Origin of the sequence: Sporosarcina sp. P33 (assembly GCF_002077155.1) — a bacterium.
In the GTDB taxonomy this organism is placed as follows: domain Bacteria; phylum Bacillota; class Bacilli; order Bacillales_A; family Planococcaceae; genus Sporosarcina.
This window is the reverse complement of the sequence record NZ_CP015027.1, coordinates 3,054,891-3,069,487: the sequence shown is the minus strand read 5'-3', so window position 1 is coordinate 3,069,487 and position 14,597 is coordinate 3,054,891. Positions and strand designations below refer to the sequence as shown.

Here is a 14,597-nt window from a genome sequence, read left to right as displayed (position 1 = left end):
GACACCTCCGCATCGTTTCTACAACATATGCTTGTCCGATCTAAAATAGCTCAATCATTTATAGGTTTTTTACATACCAGACTGCAGCAACTGTCTTGGCATCATAAATCCGTTCGTTCGCAATCAGTTCTTCCGCTTCTTTTACGGATACTTCCAGCACTTCGATGAATTCATCTTCATCGCCGGCTGCAGGATGTTCAATCCTAACGAGATTCTCCGCTATGTACAAGTGAATAATTTCATCGGCAAATCCGGGAGACGTGGAGAATGTCTGCAAATATTTGAATGATTTTGCACGGTATCCCGTCTCTTCTTCCAGTTCCCGTCTGGCGGTGAGTTCCGGCTCTTCACCGGGTTCGATTTTACCAGCGGGAATCTCCAGCATCGTTCGTTCAAGCGCCTTTCTGAACTGTTCCACCAGCACGATCTTTTTATCTTCAGTCAAGGCGATAATTGCAACGGCACCAGGGTGTTTCACTAACTCTCTTTTCGCAAGTTTTCCATCAGGCAGTTCTACTTCATCCACTTGCAGCGAAATGATTTTGCCTGCAAATATCTGTTTTGTTGAGAGGGTCCGTTCTTCAAACTTCATTCAGCACCCAACCCTTTCCATTGGTTTTCTTTCCTGCTTTCATTGTACCATGAAAGCTAAAGGAGTGAAGCACATGAAGAAGCGTACAATCGGTTCCAGTGATCTGCTTGTTTCTGAACTCGGTTTAGGATGCATGTCGCTGCCGGCCGAACTCGAAGCGGCTCGTTCAGTCCTGGATGAAGCGATCGAGAGCGGCATCAACTACTTTGATACAGCAGATCTGTATAATAAAGGAACGAACGAAGAACTTATAGGAAACGTGCTGAAAGAAAAGCGTCAGGATCTGGTCATTGCAACAAAAGCAGGAAATAAGTGGACATCTGAAGGGGAGTCTTGGACATGGGATCCCTCCAGAGAACATATTATGGACGCGGTTAAACAGAGCCTGCAGCGGCTGCAGCTTGATTATATCGACCTGTACCAGCTCCATGGCGGTACAATGGAAGACGATGCGGATGAAACAATTGAGGCGTTTGAGACGCTGAAGAAAGAAGGTGTCATTCGTGAATACGGCATATCAAGCATTCGGCCGGCTGTCATCGACCGTTTCCTGCGCAGCAGTAATGCCGTTTCTGTCATGATGCAATATAATTTGTTAGACCGCCGTCCTGAAGAGTATTTCCCGCTGATTGCAGAACACGGCGCGTCTGTTGTCACACGCGGAACATTGGCAAAAGGATTACTGACAGCAGAAGGAATGAAGCGCATACAGAAAACTGACGGTTTCGCGTCTTATACATCGTCAGATTTGCAGCAAACCGTAAAAACACTTTTTGATCAAACCGATAACCTGCATGCCTATGCCCTTGCCTTCGCGCTTAAAGAGCCTGTTGCAGCCTCTGCGCTGATCGGCTCCAGAACGCCGGAGCAGCTGCGGGAGTCATTGCAGGCATATGACACACCGACAGACCCCGAGATATTGAAACAGTTAATAAAAGCGACCGTGCCGCACCGTTATGAAGAGCATCGGGTGTAAGCGATATAAAAGAGTTTGAGGCTGCACGCACTCAAATAAAAAAACCGCGTAAAACCAAGTTGTACGAACTCTGGTTTTACGCGGTGTTAATTTACTAATGGGAAATCACACTGAATTACCTGCTTATGTCCCATCCGCTTTAGTTATTTATGGTCTGCTGTTGCGCTTGCCAGAACAGAAGCCGGTCCTTCTTTCATGCTAAGAGGCATCGTTTTTGGAGTGTCAGCTTTTTCAGCAGCTTGTCTTTTCTTAGAAGGCGTCATATTGAAAATGATATTCAGGAAGATCGCTGTAATACTGCCGAGCACAATTCCGTTGCTTGTTAAAATTTGCAAGTTTTTCGGTAATTCATTAAACAGATCCGGCACTACTGCAACGCCAAGGCCGATGCCGACAGAACATGCGACGATCATTGCATTGTCCTGGCTTATCGAAATGACAGGACTGAGCATCTTGATTCCTTGCGAGACGACCATTCCGAACATTGCCACCATCGCCCCGCCAAGAACCGCATTGGGGATGATCGTTGCCAGTGCAGCAACTTTTGGCAGAAAGCCCAGTGAAATCAGCATAATAGCCGTCACCAATATCACACGGCGTGACTTCACACCGGATAATTGCATCAGACCGACATTTTGAGAGAACGTTGTATAAGGGAAAGCGTTGAAAATACCGCCGATCACTGAAGCCAGCCCTTCCGCACGATACCCTCTTTCCAATTTTTTCTGATCAATTTCTTCTTCACAAATATCACCGAGTGCAAAATATACACCTGTTGATTCCACAAGTGACACCATTGCCACGAGTGTCATAATCGCAATGGGCAGGAAGTGGAATGTCGGTGTTGCCAAATAAAACGGCATCACCATATGCACGTAAGAAGCATCCTGCACATTCGAAAAGTCCACAATGCCGAGTAATACTGCTGCAAGCGTACCGCCGACCAGCCCTAGCAGAATTGCAATGGACTGCATAAATCCTGACGTGAACCTGAACATCAGCACGATGAATAATAACGTACCGAAAGCCAAACTGATATTGGTCATCGAACCGAAATCCTCGGCACCCTGTCCGCCGCCCATATTATTGATGGCAACAGGAATTAAAGTGATTCCGATGATCGTCACAACGGAACCAGTGACGATTGGAGGGAAAAACTTCACAAGACTTCCGAAAAATCGGCTGATTACAAAGATAATTGCCCCCGAAGCCATAACCGCACCGTAAATTGCGGATATACCATAGTCATTGCCAATTAAAATCATCGGACCGACTGCTGTGAACGTACAGCCTAGAACAACGGGCAATCCGATTCCAAAATACTTATTGCGTGATATTTGTAACAAGGTCGCTACACCGCACATCAATATATCAATTGAAACCAGATAAGTAAGCTGTGTCGGCGTTAACCCAATCTGCGTTCCAACGATGAGCGGCACCAATACTGCACCTGCATACATTGCCAGTAAATGCTGAAAACCAAGAAGCGTAGTTTTCATCAGTCAGTTTCCTCCCCGACGAACTGGACCTGGCCGTTCTGCAGAGATTGAAGCTCTGCCAATGATTCCAGGCGCACTCCTGTTTTACGTATCAAGTCTCCGCCTTGCTGAAAACATTTTTCAATGACAATTCCAACTCCCGCGATTGTCGCCCCCGCCTGTTGTGCAATATCTATCAGCCCAAGTGCCGCTTGACCATTTGCAAGGAAATCATCAATTAACAGGACGGTATCTTCTTTCGTTATGAAATCTTTTGAAACCGAAATATCACTGGTTTCTTTCTTTGTGAATGAATACACTTTTGCGGAGTACAAATGATCCGTCAGCGTTAAAGATTTGCGTTTTCTGGCAAACACTACAGGCACCCCTAAAATCATTCCCGCCATTGTTGCAGGAGCAATTCCTGAAGATTCAATCGTGATGATTTTCGTGATGTTATGTTCGCTGAAACGTCGCACGAACTCTTTGCCGATTTCCTGCATCAGTAATGGATCGATTTGATGATTCAAAAATGAATCAACCTTCAGTACCTCTTCCGATAATACTTTACCTTCTTGTCGAATCTTGTCTTTTAGCAACTCCACGCTGTTGTGCTCCCTTCAATTTTACGAATAAAAAAAGCGTATACGCCCTACTCCCATATAACACTATGAGAGAGCGGCGTGTACGCTTGTAAAAATGAAAAAGCATTTTTCCGTCAAACGACAAAAAAAGCTGCTTTTCATTCTCCCCATAGGCGGTTCATTTACGGTAAACCGGTAGAAACTTACGGGCCATATTCCCGTGATTATATGAGTCTTATTTAACTGAATGCTATCAGTATAGCATGATTCGACAAATTTTCAATACGAATATTTACCATTTAGATTGATAGGTTTAAAGTTGCCGGCAGATGGACATATTCTGGACAAAAAGTCAGGTCGGTTTGGCTGCGATTCTTTGTAAGCAGAAGATTCTCAATATGCACCTGTCAAATTCCTTGCCGGCCAAAGGCGTGCATCTGACCTGTATTCATGCAGCCGCTGCTGACCCTACCCAAACAATAAAGACGAAAGATAAATCACTACACCTACTGTAAAACTGCTGGCTACAGTGTTAAAAAGTACAATTTGGGCCGCAAGTTCGGATTCTACATCGTACTCAAGCGCCAGCGTGGAACTGTTCCTTGACGTAGGAAACGAGCTTGCGATCCACAATGACTGCGCTGTTACACCGTCTATCTGTAACAGCAAAATTAATAACAGCGCCGCAACTGGTGAAATGATAAGACGGCCAAGCGCACTGAGGAAAATGAGGCGGTTCCACAGCGACTTCACTTGAATTTGCGCCAACTGTGCGCCCAGCGTGATTAATGCGATGGCAATGAAAGCATCCGAAAGATGGCTGATCGGCAGCTCAACAAATTGGGGCAGCCTTATATCTGCCAGATTGAGCAGCGCTCCAAGCCAAAGCGCATGAATAATCGGCATCCTGAGAAACTGCTTCACAATCTCGGTGCCCGATTGAGTTGAGGCAACCAGGTTATACAGGCCATATGAATAGGTCAGCAGGTTTTGATAGACGATCAGGACAATTTGTATCGAAACTCCGAGCGGATCCGCATGGAAGACCAGCTGGCTGACAGGCAATCCATAGTTTCCTGAGTTGATCAGGACGATGCTGTTCTTCATCACGGCCGTCTGCTGACGGTTAAGGCGCAGAATTTTACTGAAAAAATGACCTGTAATTAGTAAACAAGTTGAGAATAATAGAACAAAGAGTAATACATCCACTAAAACTTCCACATCAATAACCGTGTGATATAAATTCATGAAAACAGCAGCGGGAATCAGACAGTATGTTAAAATATTCCCCAGTGCTTTCACATTAAAAGTAAACTTTATTTGCAATACCACGCCAATTGCTAATAAAATGAGCATCGGTGTGATAACATTTATAAAGACTATGAGCAAGTACTCCACAAAGGAATCTCCTTTCTGCTGATTCAGCTGCATACTTCTCAGAATGATCTTCAAGGAATACAGGAGGCTTCAAGATGGAAAAAGAACGACCTAGTAAACATTTGCATTTCCCGAAAAGTCAGTGGATATTGCTGGCGGGCATTTTGTTTTTAGCCGCCACGATCCGTTCACCGCTTACTTCGGTAGGACCTATCATCGGAAACATCCGTGACCAGCTGCAGATTACCAATTCGCTGGCAGGATTTCTGACTACGATCCCATTACTGGCATTCGCCATTGTATCACCTTTTACGCCGCGTTTAGCAAAACGTTATGGATTATCCCGCACACTTTTCTATTCGATGATCATTTTATTGCTCGGAATCATTATGCGTTCCATCGGCAACAGTACGCTGCTGCTGATCGGCACATTTTTAATCGGAGTAGGAATCGCTTTTGCAAACGTACTCCTGCCGAGTCTTCTCAAACTCAGTTTCCCTTTACATATCGGATTGATGACAGGACTGTATTCAGTGTCAATGAGCATATCCGCAACTCTGGCTTCAGGCATCGCAGCTCCAATTGCTAATCAGACTTCCTATGGCTGGCAGGGAGCGCTTGGAATATGGGGTGTCATCACATTTCTGGCCATTATTGTATGGATTCCTCAGATACTAAAGAAAAAGGAAATTGTCAAAACGGCACAAAAGAATAAGAAAACGAAGCCCGCCGCGCCGCTCTTGCGTTCACCGCTGGCGTGGAGCATCACCGTCTTCATGGGACTGCAGTCCTTTCTATTCTATACGACTGCATCATGGATTCCGGTTGTATTGCAGACTGGCGGAATGACGGACGAGGCCGCTGGATGGATGCTTGCACTCGTTCAGCTCGCACAATTGCCCATGATGTTTATCATACCAGTGATTGCGGATAAAGTGCACGATCAACGCGGACTTGTAATAGGCGTTTTTGCCTGTTATCTGATTGGTTATGGAGGTGTACAATTCGGCAGCGAAAGTCTGACAGCGCTGTGGATGATTTTCATTGGCCTCGGAGGCGGTTCCGCATTCGGACTGGCAATGATGTTCTTTACATTGCGCACCAGCACTCCGGCACAGGCAGCATCAATCTCCGGCATGGCACAGTCTATCGGCTACCTGCTGGCGGCAGTCGGACCGGTTCTGTTCGGTTCGCTTCACGATTATTCAGGTTCATGGACATTGCCGCTTTACACGTTTCTTGTCATCGCAGCCATACTATTTGTAAGCGGTATGTACGCGGGGAAGAGACGGTATATTTCACAAGAAGCAGATATGGAGGCTTCATGACAAAAGAGACTGGGACATAATATGAAAAAAGCGTAAAGGAGTTTTCCCTTACGCTTTTTTATGTCTATTTTTTAATAAATACTTTGCAAAGCATTTGAGTGGACCGGAGCGGAAAAAGGCCGACTCCTGCGGGATTTAGCGCGAATGTTGAGACCCCGCAGGAGCGCCAGCGACGAGGAGGCTCAAGCGCGCCCCGCGGAAAGCGTGCCTTTTGGAGCGCAGGGGAACGGACTTTATTTTTAGTTTTGTCCCAGCCTCTTTTTATTACATTAAAAATTCTGCAGAAATAGGACAATGATCGCTGCCCAACACTTCTGAATGAATGGAAGCCGTTTGCAGAGCCGGCCCGAGACGTTCAGAAATAATGAGGTAATCAATACGCCACCCGATATTTCTTGCTCTCACATCACGCATATACGACCACCACGTATAGGCTCCTTCCTGATCAGGATTCATATAACGGAATGTATCAAGAAATCCCGCATTCAGAAGGCGTGTCATTTTTCCGCGCTCTTGTTCCGTAAATCCTGAATTTCCTATATTGGATTTCACATTGCGAATATCGATTTCTTCGTGTGCGACATTCAGATCGCCGCAATAGATGACGGGTTTCATCGCATCCAGTGCGGTTAAATGGACGAGCAATTCGTCTTCCCAAGCCAGACGATACGGCAGACGCGCTAAATCACGCTGTGCATTCGGTGTATAACTGTTGACGAGGAAAAACGTATCAAATTCCAGCGTCAGCACACGCCCTTCCTCTTCAAAATCCTGATCATTCAAGCCATAACGAACAGATAGCGGCTTTTTTTTCGTAAACACCGCAGTTCCTGAATAGCCTTTTTTTACTGCATAGTTCCAATAGGATTCATAGCCTTCAAACGAAAGATCTATTTGTCCCTGCTGACATTTAATTTCCTGTATACAAAAAATATCTGCCTGTGCTTGTTCAAAAAAATCTACGAACCCTTTCTTTACACAAGCCCTGATCCCGTTGACATTCCAAGATACTACTTTCAACTGTTCACAACCTGTCTTTATTAATTCCCGTTAAAACTGACTGCCAGTTTTGCGGCAAGTTCCGCATTCGCTTTTACTAATGCAATATTAGCATCCAGGCTTTTCCCGCCTGTCATTTCCTGCACTTTTTTCAGCATATACGGTGTGAGATTTTTTCCGCTGACACCTGATTGTTCCGCCTCTGCAAGTGCATCTGAAACCAGTTTATCCATATACTCCTGATCCATTGCGTATTCTTCTGGAATTGGATTGGCGATGATGGCACTGCCCTCCAAACCCAAATTCCATTTAACCCTCAGCATTTCTGCCATCATATCGATTTCATCCATACGGTAATCTACATGATGCGCGCTGCTTCTTGTATAAAAGGCAGGAAATATATCCGTTTTATATCCCATAACAGGCACACCTTTTGTTTCCAAGTATTCAAGCGTCTTGCCAAGATCTAATATTGACTTGGCGCCTGAGCAGACGACCGCCACGCTCGTACGTGCAAATTCCTCAAGATCGGCGGAAATATCCATTGTTTTCTCCGCACCGCGGTGTACACCCCCGATGGCCCCTGTCGTGAACACACGGATACGTGCCAAGTCCGCGAAAAACATCGAAGCTGCGACTGTTGTGGCTCCGGGCTGTTTCGTTGCGATTAAATAACTGATATCCCGTCTGGAAGCTTTGACAACCCCCTTACTGTCACCAAATCGCTCCAGTTCTTCGTCAGTCAGGCCGATTTTAATTTTCCCGTCCATAATAGCAATCGTTGCTGGAACTGCCCCATTGTCCCGTATGATTTGCTGAACTTCCCGGGCCGCTTTGACATTTTCAGGATACGGCATACCATACGTGATAATAGTGGATTCCAATGCAACAAGCGGTTTACCGTACTTCATCGCTTCCTTTACTTCTTCTGAATACGAAACATATCTTCTCATGTCCATCTTCCCCCTAACCGTTCAATGGCTCTATCTTCATAATAAGCATTCTGCGTGCTTTGTTCAATGCGCATCTTCAATTATTTGCTCAACAGCATAGCTTTCCAGATTCCATCCTGTTTCTTCACCAAGTACCAATTTTGATAACAGCTTCCCGAGCAATGGTCCGACCGTTAAGCCGGATGAACCGAGCCCATTGACAACCCAGACTTGCGGATGATCAGGCAGCTGGCCGATCACAGGCATAAAATTTGGAGTATGCGGACGAATGCCCACACGCACCTCCGCCAGCTCCGCTTCACGCAATGCGGGAGCAATCGGCAGTGCATTCGCCAATATCTCCATTATGCCTCCGGCTGTGGACTGAATAGTAACGTGATCTGTATCTTCATGTGTCGCGCCTGCAACGAATCTGCCATGTTGGAACGGTACAAGATACTGGGTGCTTGGCGGCATGATCACCGGCCAGTCGCCGGATGATTCATGAACTGACTGCAAGTGAAGAATCTGTGCTTTCTGTCCGGCTACTTGCAGTTTCTTGCCGAGCGGTTCTGTAAATTCACCCGCCCAGGCGCCCGCTGCAACGATGATTTGATCCGCTTTTACTATTTCTCCGTTGACCATGACACCTCGAACTTCGCCATCTTCTGCATATGGAGTTGCGGAGCCGCGGATCAGTTGGACGCCCCGTTTTACTGCGACACGCTCCAATGCCTCCCGCAGTTTATCTCCCTCGACTTTGGCTGCGCCTGAAATTCGGACTGCTGAATAATCCTCTGACAAAACCGGAAAATAGACCGCCGCCTGACCAGGTTCCAGTAACTCTACTTCCCCAATTTCAGGGCTTTGTTCTCTTCTTGTATGCAACAGGTCCACTTTCTTTTCCAGACGGCTCACATCCGTATGAATCGCCAAAGCGCCCACTTTTTTATACCCTGTCTCCATCTCTCCCTGTTCTTCCAGTGAACGGATGAGTTCAGGATAATACGCAGCACCTGCTGACGCCAGCGCGTACCATGCTTTATTTCGCCGTTGAGAGGCCCATGGACAAATAATGCCTGCTGCAGCTTTTGTTGCCTGCCCCGGCTCCTGTCTGTCGACCAGCACGACTTCCGCCTGTTGTGCTGACAAGTGATAAGCGGCGGATACTCCGGCGATTCCAGCCCCGATAATCAGTACCTTTTTCATTTCATCTCTGTCCTTTCTACAATAATTTTCAAAAACGACAAACTTTTCACTTTATTTTTTGGAAAAAAGCAGTATAATTACACTATTCGGAATTGAAGTTTCGGAATATTCTACACTTTGAGGAGATCTGATGATTATGACGAGATTACCTATGCAAATACAATTAACACAAAGCAAAAAGGAAAAACCGGACCCCAGCACACTCGTTTTTGGGAAAACATTTACCGACCATATGCTAATTATAGACTATGAAGAAGGTAAAGGATGGCATAATCACCGTATTACTCCTTACGCACCATTGACGCTTGATCCAGCCGCAATCGTTCTTCATTACGGACAGACTGTTTTTGAAGGCATGAAAGCTTATCGTTCAGAAGACGGGACGATTCGTCTGTTCCGTCCGGATGAAAATATGAAGCGCCTGAATTACTCGCTGGACCGACTGTGCATGCCGCGTATCGACGAGGCGAATGCGCTGTACGCACTGAATCTGTTACTGCAAATAGAGCAGGATTGGATTCCTGCACTGGAAGGAACTTCACTTTACATTCGGCCATTCGTCATTGCAACAGAGGCTTTCCTGGGCGTGGCTCCTGCAAAGAAATATCAATTCTATATAATTTTATCTCCTGTCGGCTCGTATTACAAAGAAGGCATCCATCCTGTCAAAATTCTCGTGGAAAATGAATTTGTCCGTGCGGCTAAAGGCGGAACAGGCAGCGCCAAAACTGCAGGCAACTATGCAGCTGCTTTAAAAGCACAAGAAACAGCAGACAAACAAGGCTATTCGCAAGTTCTATGGCTCGACAGCACGGAACGTAAATACGTTGAAGAAGTAGGCAGCATGAATATTTTCTTCAAAATTAATGGTGAAGTCGTCACGCCTGCAATCAACGGCAGCATTTTGGAAGGCATTACACGAAAATCGATTTTACAGCTGCTTCGTCACTGGAATATACCGGTCGCTGAACGAAAAATCTCCATGGATGAAATCCGTGCAGCCTATGAGTGCGGTGAACTGGAAGAAGTATTCGGCACCGGAACAGCTGCTGTCATTTCCCCTGTAGGCGAACTGAACTGGGATGGCTATAAAATGATTATCGGGAACGGTGAAACGGGTGAACTTTCCGCTAAACTGTACAATACATTAACGAATATTCAAACAGGCAAAGAGAGCGACCCATTTGACTGGGTGTATGAAATCAAAAAACCTATTGCACATCTTGCCTGAGCAGACGAAACAGCCCCTGTTTTCCCAATAGCGGAAAACAGGGGCTTTTCATTTATACAGACAGTAATGCAGCATCACTGTTTAATTGTTCACCGCGAATCCGCTGGAATTCATCCATTAACTTCGCAATGGTCAGATGCCGTTTCTGTTCTTCTCCTACTTCCAGGATAATCTGTCCCTTGTCCATCATGATCAAACGATTCCCGAGGTCCAGTGCCTGCTGCATATTATGCGTAACCATCAATGTCGTCAGCTGATCTTTCTCAACCAGGCGCTTCGTCAGGTCAGTGATCAGCTCGGCACGTGACGGGTCAAGTGCTGCTGTATGCTCGTCAAGCAGCAGGATGGACGGTTGTGTAAATGTCGCCATCAGCAGTGACAGCGCCTGCCGCTCCCCGCCTGACAGCAGTCCTACTTTTGCCGTCATTCGGTTCTCGAGATTTAAATGTAACGTTTCCAGTGATGTGCGGAATAAATCTTTTCGTTTCTTATCTACACCGCGGTGCAGTGAACGGCGTTTATTACGTGAATAGGCCATCGCCAGATTCTCTTCAATCGTCATAGCGGGCGCTGTTCCCGCCATCGGATCCTGGAACACACGGCCAATCATTTTGGAGCGTTTAAACTCTGGGAGTCGCGTAACATTTTTACTATCAATAAATATATTGCCGAAGTCAGGTGTCAGGGCACCGGAAATCATATTCATCATTGTTGATTTCCCCGCTCCGTTACTGCCGATCACCGTAACGAAGTCGCCCGGCTTTAAATGCAGGTTGATCTGGTCGAGCGCCACTTTTTCATCCGGAGTCGCTTCATTAAAAATTTTATTGATTTGGTCCAGTTTCAACAATGCTGTGACCCCCTTGTGATGCTTTCATTGCAATTCGTTCAGATTGTCTTTTCGCTTTACGTGCTTTTTCCCGTCTCTTTTCCAAAATCTGCGGAATGATCAAAGCAGCAATTACAATTACTGCTGTAATCAGTTTCATGTCTCCGGAATCCAGGATTTTTACGCGCAGTGACAGTCCGAGTACGATACGGTAAATGACAGCACCAATTACGACTGCCAATGTCGTACGGAAAATAGTTTTCGTTCCGAATATTGCCTCTCCAATAATTACAGAAGCCAGGCCGATGATGATCATACCGATCCCCATCCCGTTATCGGCGAATTTTCCGTATTGCGCAATCAGAGAACCTGAGAAAGCGACTAATGCGTTAGAAATACCTAATCCGAGAATAACGAGAGTATCTGTATTGGCAGAAAAACTGCGAATCATTTTTTTATTATCGCCTGTTGCGCGGATTGCCAAGCCGACTTCAGTCTGTAAAAACCAGTCCGCAATAAATTTAATTACAATTACCACGAGAATCATCAGGAATAATGTTCCCCATGTAGAAGGCAGATGTTCTATGCCGAGTCCTGATAAGAAGCCGTTAATCATTCCGTCAATACCTAGATTACTCCAGAATCCCTGGAACTTACTGAAAATCGTTTCTGCATTTAATAGCGGAATATTTGGGCGGCCTACTGAACTTTCGGTAGTCAGTCCCATTATCCGAAGGTTTATCGAGTAAAGAGCTATCATCATGAGGATTCCGGATAAAAGTGGATTGATTTTTCCTTTGGTATGTAATAAACCTGTTATACATCCAGCAAAAAAGCCTACCACGATCGCGGTAAGTGTTGCAACAAGCGGATGATAGTCAAAGACGATCATCGTAGCAGCCACCGCTGCGCCTGTTACAAAACTTCCGTCCACTGTTAAATCTGGAAAATCAAGCACCCGGAATGTCAGATACACTCCGAGTGCCATGATCGCATAGATGATACCCTGCTCAACTGAGCCAAATACAGCTGAAAACATGCAAGATCATCTCCTAATTTTATTCTACAATTTCTGCATTCCAGTCGTCTTGTATTTTCAAGCCGATTGCGTCTGCTGTTTTTTCATTCATCATCAGCTTCAGGTTCTGCGGCACTTGTACAGGCAACGATTCAGGTGCAGCTTCCCCTTTAAGAATCTTGACTGCCATTTCGCCGGCTTCATAACCGATGTCATAGTACTCGAAACCGTACGCGCCAAGTCCGCCGCGCTTCACAGAATCAAATTCACCGACCATCATTGGAATCTTATTGTCATTCGCAACGGAGATAACAGATTCCAATGCTGATACTACAGTGTTGTCTGTAATGATATAGAATGAGTCCACTGAACCGATCAGCGATTCTGCAGCCTGTTTCACATCAGCTGAAGTAGCAACAGATGCTTCCACTACTTCCATGTCCATGTCTTTTAGGATCTCTTTTACGTGATCCACTTGCAGACGGGAGTTCTGTTCTCCAGAGTTGAAGATCATCCCTACTTTTTTCGCGCTTAAGTTTTCTTTCAAAAATTTCATGGTGTCAGAGATTGCCTCCGGATGGTTATCGATTGTTCCGGTAACGTTCCCGCCTGGCTCTTCATTAGAAGCCACAAGCTCTGCAGCCACTGCATCTGTTACAGAAGTAAAGATGATTGGAATCTCCTGTGTGGCACTGGCCGCAGCTTGAGCGCTCGGTGTAGAGTTGGCAAAGATTAAATCTACCCCCGCCCCTGCCAAGTTGTTCGCAATCGTGGAGTTGGAACTATTATCATTTTGCGCATTTTGCTTATCGTATTCGACGTTCAGTCCGGCATCTTCAATCGCCTTTTGGAAACCTTCAAATGCCGCATCCAACGATGGATGTTCTACAATTTGCGTGACACCAATCGTATATTTTTCTTCTGTGTCTGCTTTGTCATCACTTGTATCCCCTGATGATGAATCCGATGACCCATCTTTCCCCCCGCACGCAGCTAAAATGAGCACAATACTGAATAGTGCTGCTGCGTAAGTCATCCAACGTTTCTTCATGCAAATCCCCCTCAACTATTATCTACCAGCTTTTCGATATATTCTAAAAAGATGATAATTATACGTAATCGTACCCTTTACACAGTTATTCGTCAATGCAATATTCGATATTTTACGTGAATTCCCATAAGTTTACGGGTAACTTGCCTAACCCTTTCACAAATTGCGATAATTCCGGTGTTACTTCACCAGGATAGTAAAAAGCCAGGCGAATAGTTTACTCGCCTGGCCCTATTTTCCTTATTCTTTTTGTACGTAGTTCAGGAATTTTTTCGTCCGTAATTCTTTCGGCGCTTTAATTACTTCATGCGGAGTGCCGGATTCTATAATCATACCGTCATCCATGAAAATCACTTGATCCGCGACATTACTTGCAAATTCCATTTCATGCGTGACGACAATCATCGTCATATGCTCTTCCGCAAGATTTTTCATGACTTGCAGCACTTCTTCTGTCAGTTGCGGGTCAAGGGCAGACGTCGGTTCGTCAAAGAGCAATATATCAGGGTTCATCATCAGCGCCCTTGCAATTGCTACACGCTGCTTTTGACCGCCCGAGAGTCTTGAAGGCAGTTCATGACTTTTTGAAGCAAGACCTACTTTTTCAAGCAACTCCATACTTCGTTCACTGTAATTTTGGGCTTTCTCTTTTTTCACCAGTTTTGGTGCAAGCTCCAAATTCTGCTTCACTGTTAAATGCGGAAACAGATTGAATTGCTGAAAGACCATTCCCATTTTCGAGTTGATTATTTTACTGTCGGCCGCGTTCGCATACACTCCATCTTTTACGAGGTAATCCCCGTCAACGATAATGCTTCCGCCCCCTACCTGCTCCAGCTGTATCAAACTTCTGAGCATCGTACTTTTTCCAGATCCTGAAGGCCCGATAATTGCCAGCACATCATTTTTCTGAACATCAAATGAAATGTCCTTCAATACTTCCAACGGACCGAATGATTTTTTTAAATTGCGCACTTCAATGAAAGACATAAT

Annotated in this window: 14 protein-coding genes and 1 riboswitch; of the genes, 3 read left to right on the top strand and 11 right to left on the bottom strand. The window is 45.5% G+C overall.

What is annotated here, in order from left to right; genetic code table 11:
- Window positions 1-58: 58 nt before the first annotated feature.
- On the bottom strand, window positions 59-592 hold the full coding sequence (locus SporoP33_RS14955; RefSeq protein WP_081244473.1) for an NUDIX hydrolase: 534 nt from the start codon (window positions 590-592) through the stop codon (window positions 59-61).
- A gap of 73 nt (window positions 593-665) precedes the next feature.
- Here SporoP33_RS14955 and SporoP33_RS14950 point away from each other — a divergent pair, with 73 nt between their 5' ends.
- Window positions 666-1,568, top strand: a complete 903-nt coding sequence (locus SporoP33_RS14950) for an aldo/keto reductase (RefSeq protein WP_155961379.1) — start codon at window positions 666-668, stop codon at window positions 1,566-1,568.
- Between the two features lie 143 nt (window positions 1,569-1,711).
- On the opposite strand, the gene SporoP33_RS14945 is transcribed toward SporoP33_RS14950, so the two are convergent.
- The 3 genes from SporoP33_RS14945 to SporoP33_RS14935 all read right to left on the bottom strand — a co-directional run bounded on the left by SporoP33_RS14945 (window position 1,712) and on the right by SporoP33_RS14935 (window position 5,028).
- A complete protein-coding gene (locus SporoP33_RS14945) occupies window positions 1,712-3,067 on the bottom strand; it encodes a nucleobase:cation symporter-2 family protein (RefSeq protein WP_081244471.1) in 1,356 nt (451 codons plus the stop codon).
- Window positions 3,067-3,651, bottom strand: coding sequence for a xanthine phosphoribosyltransferase (locus tag SporoP33_RS14940; protein WP_081244470.1), 585 nt, complete (start codon window positions 3,649-3,651; stop codon window positions 3,067-3,069). Before SporoP33_RS14940 ends, SporoP33_RS14945 begins: the two co-directional genes overlap by 1 nt.
- Window positions 3,652-3,780: 129 nt before the next feature.
- Window positions 3,781-3,882: riboswitch (purine riboswitch) on the bottom strand.
- Window positions 3,883-4,098: 216 nt separating this feature from the next.
- Window positions 4,099-5,028, bottom strand: coding sequence for an AEC family transporter (locus tag SporoP33_RS14935; RefSeq protein WP_081244469.1), 930 nt, complete (start codon window positions 5,026-5,028; stop codon window positions 4,099-4,101).
- Window positions 5,029-5,102: 74 nt separating this feature from the next.
- On the opposite strand from SporoP33_RS14935, the gene SporoP33_RS14930 reads away from it, so the two are divergent.
- A complete protein-coding gene (locus SporoP33_RS14930; protein WP_081244468.1) occupies window positions 5,103-6,335 on the top strand; it encodes a CynX/NimT family MFS transporter in 1,233 nt (410 codons plus the stop codon).
- Window positions 6,336-6,599: 264 nt separating this feature from the next.
- Here the strand turns inward: SporoP33_RS14930 and SporoP33_RS14925 are convergent, their stop codons facing one another.
- The 3 genes from SporoP33_RS14925 to SporoP33_RS14915 form a co-directional block, all read right to left on the bottom strand.
- Window positions 6,600-7,355, bottom strand: coding sequence for an exodeoxyribonuclease III (locus SporoP33_RS14925; protein ID WP_081244467.1), 756 nt, complete (start codon window positions 7,353-7,355; stop codon window positions 6,600-6,602).
- A 20-nt stretch (window positions 7,356-7,375) separates the two neighbouring features.
- Window positions 7,376-8,287, bottom strand: coding sequence for a pseudouridine-5'-phosphate glycosidase (locus tag SporoP33_RS14920; protein WP_081244466.1), 912 nt, complete (start codon window positions 8,285-8,287; stop codon window positions 7,376-7,378).
- 63 nt (window positions 8,288-8,350) lie between these two features.
- Window positions 8,351-9,475: an NAD(P)/FAD-dependent oxidoreductase gene (locus tag SporoP33_RS14915; protein ID WP_081244465.1), complete on the bottom strand. Its 1,125-nt coding sequence runs from the start codon at window positions 9,473-9,475 to the stop codon at window positions 8,351-8,353.
- A 130-nt stretch (window positions 9,476-9,605) separates the two neighbouring features.
- Here SporoP33_RS14915 and SporoP33_RS14910 point away from each other — a divergent pair, with 130 nt between their 5' ends.
- Window positions 9,606-10,706, top strand: coding sequence for a branched-chain amino acid aminotransferase (locus SporoP33_RS14910; protein WP_369821939.1), 1,101 nt, complete (start codon window positions 9,606-9,608; stop codon window positions 10,704-10,706).
- A gap of 52 nt (window positions 10,707-10,758) precedes the next feature.
- Here SporoP33_RS14910 and SporoP33_RS14905 read toward each other — a convergent pair whose 3' ends face one another.
- The 4 genes from SporoP33_RS14905 to SporoP33_RS14890 all read right to left on the bottom strand — a co-directional run bounded on the left by SporoP33_RS14905 (window position 10,759) and on the right by SporoP33_RS14890 (window position 14,594).
- Window positions 10,759-11,556 carry an ABC transporter ATP-binding protein gene (locus SporoP33_RS14905; RefSeq protein ID WP_081244463.1) on the bottom strand — a complete coding sequence of 266 codons (798 nt, stop codon included), beginning with the start codon at window positions 11,554-11,556 and terminating at the stop codon, window positions 10,759-10,761.
- Window positions 11,531-12,574 carry an ABC transporter permease gene (locus SporoP33_RS14900; RefSeq protein ID WP_081244462.1) on the bottom strand — a complete coding sequence of 348 codons (1,044 nt, stop codon included), beginning with the start codon at window positions 12,572-12,574 and terminating at the stop codon, window positions 11,531-11,533. The genes SporoP33_RS14905 and SporoP33_RS14900 overlap by 26 nt, the downstream gene beginning before the upstream one ends.
- 19 nt (window positions 12,575-12,593) lie before the next feature.
- Window positions 12,594-13,604 carry an ABC transporter substrate-binding protein gene (locus SporoP33_RS14895; RefSeq protein ID WP_081244461.1) on the bottom strand — a complete coding sequence of 337 codons (1,011 nt, stop codon included), beginning with the start codon at window positions 13,602-13,604 and terminating at the stop codon, window positions 12,594-12,596.
- Window positions 13,605-13,844: 240 nt separating this feature from the next.
- Entirely contained in the window at window positions 13,845-14,594 is a 750-nt protein-coding gene (locus SporoP33_RS14890) for an amino acid ABC transporter ATP-binding protein (RefSeq protein ID WP_081244460.1), read from the bottom strand.
- Window positions 14,595-14,597 lie beyond the last annotated feature (3 nt).

Bases quoted from the DNA above. Each gene is read 5' to 3' on its own strand.
- SporoP33_RS14955 (WP_081244473.1), bottom strand. From the start codon at position 592: ATGAAGTTTGAAGAACGGACCCTCTCAACAAAACAGATATTTGCAGGC.
- SporoP33_RS14950 (WP_155961379.1), top strand. From the start codon at position 666: ATGAAGAAGCGTACAATCGGTTCCAGTGATCTGCTTGTTTCTGAACTC.
- SporoP33_RS14945 (WP_081244471.1), bottom strand. From the start codon at position 3,067: ATGAAAACTACGCTTCTTGGTTTTCAGCATTTACTGGCAATGTATGCA.
- SporoP33_RS14930 (WP_081244468.1), top strand. From the start codon at position 5,103: ATGGAAAAAGAACGACCTAGTAAACATTTGCATTTCCCGAAAAGTCAG.
- SporoP33_RS14920 (WP_081244466.1), bottom strand. From the start codon at position 8,287: ATGAGAAGATATGTTTCGTATTCAGAAGAAGTAAAGGAAGCGATGAAG.
- SporoP33_RS14915 (WP_081244465.1), bottom strand. From the start codon at position 9,475: ATGAAAAAGGTACTGATTATCGGGGCTGGAATCGCCGGAGTATCCGCC.
- SporoP33_RS14910 (WP_369821939.1), top strand. From the start codon at position 9,606: ATGATTATGACGAGATTACCTATGCAAATACAATTAACACAAAGCAAA.
- SporoP33_RS14900 (WP_081244462.1), bottom strand. From the start codon at position 12,574: ATGTTTTCAGCTGTATTTGGCTCAGTTGAGCAGGGTATCATCTATGCG.
- SporoP33_RS14895 (WP_081244461.1), bottom strand. From the start codon at position 13,604: ATGAAGAAACGTTGGATGACTTACGCAGCAGCACTATTCAGTATTGTG.
- SporoP33_RS14890 (WP_081244460.1), bottom strand. From the start codon at position 14,594: ATGTCTTTCATTGAAGTGCGCAATTTAAAAAAATCATTCGGTCCGTTG.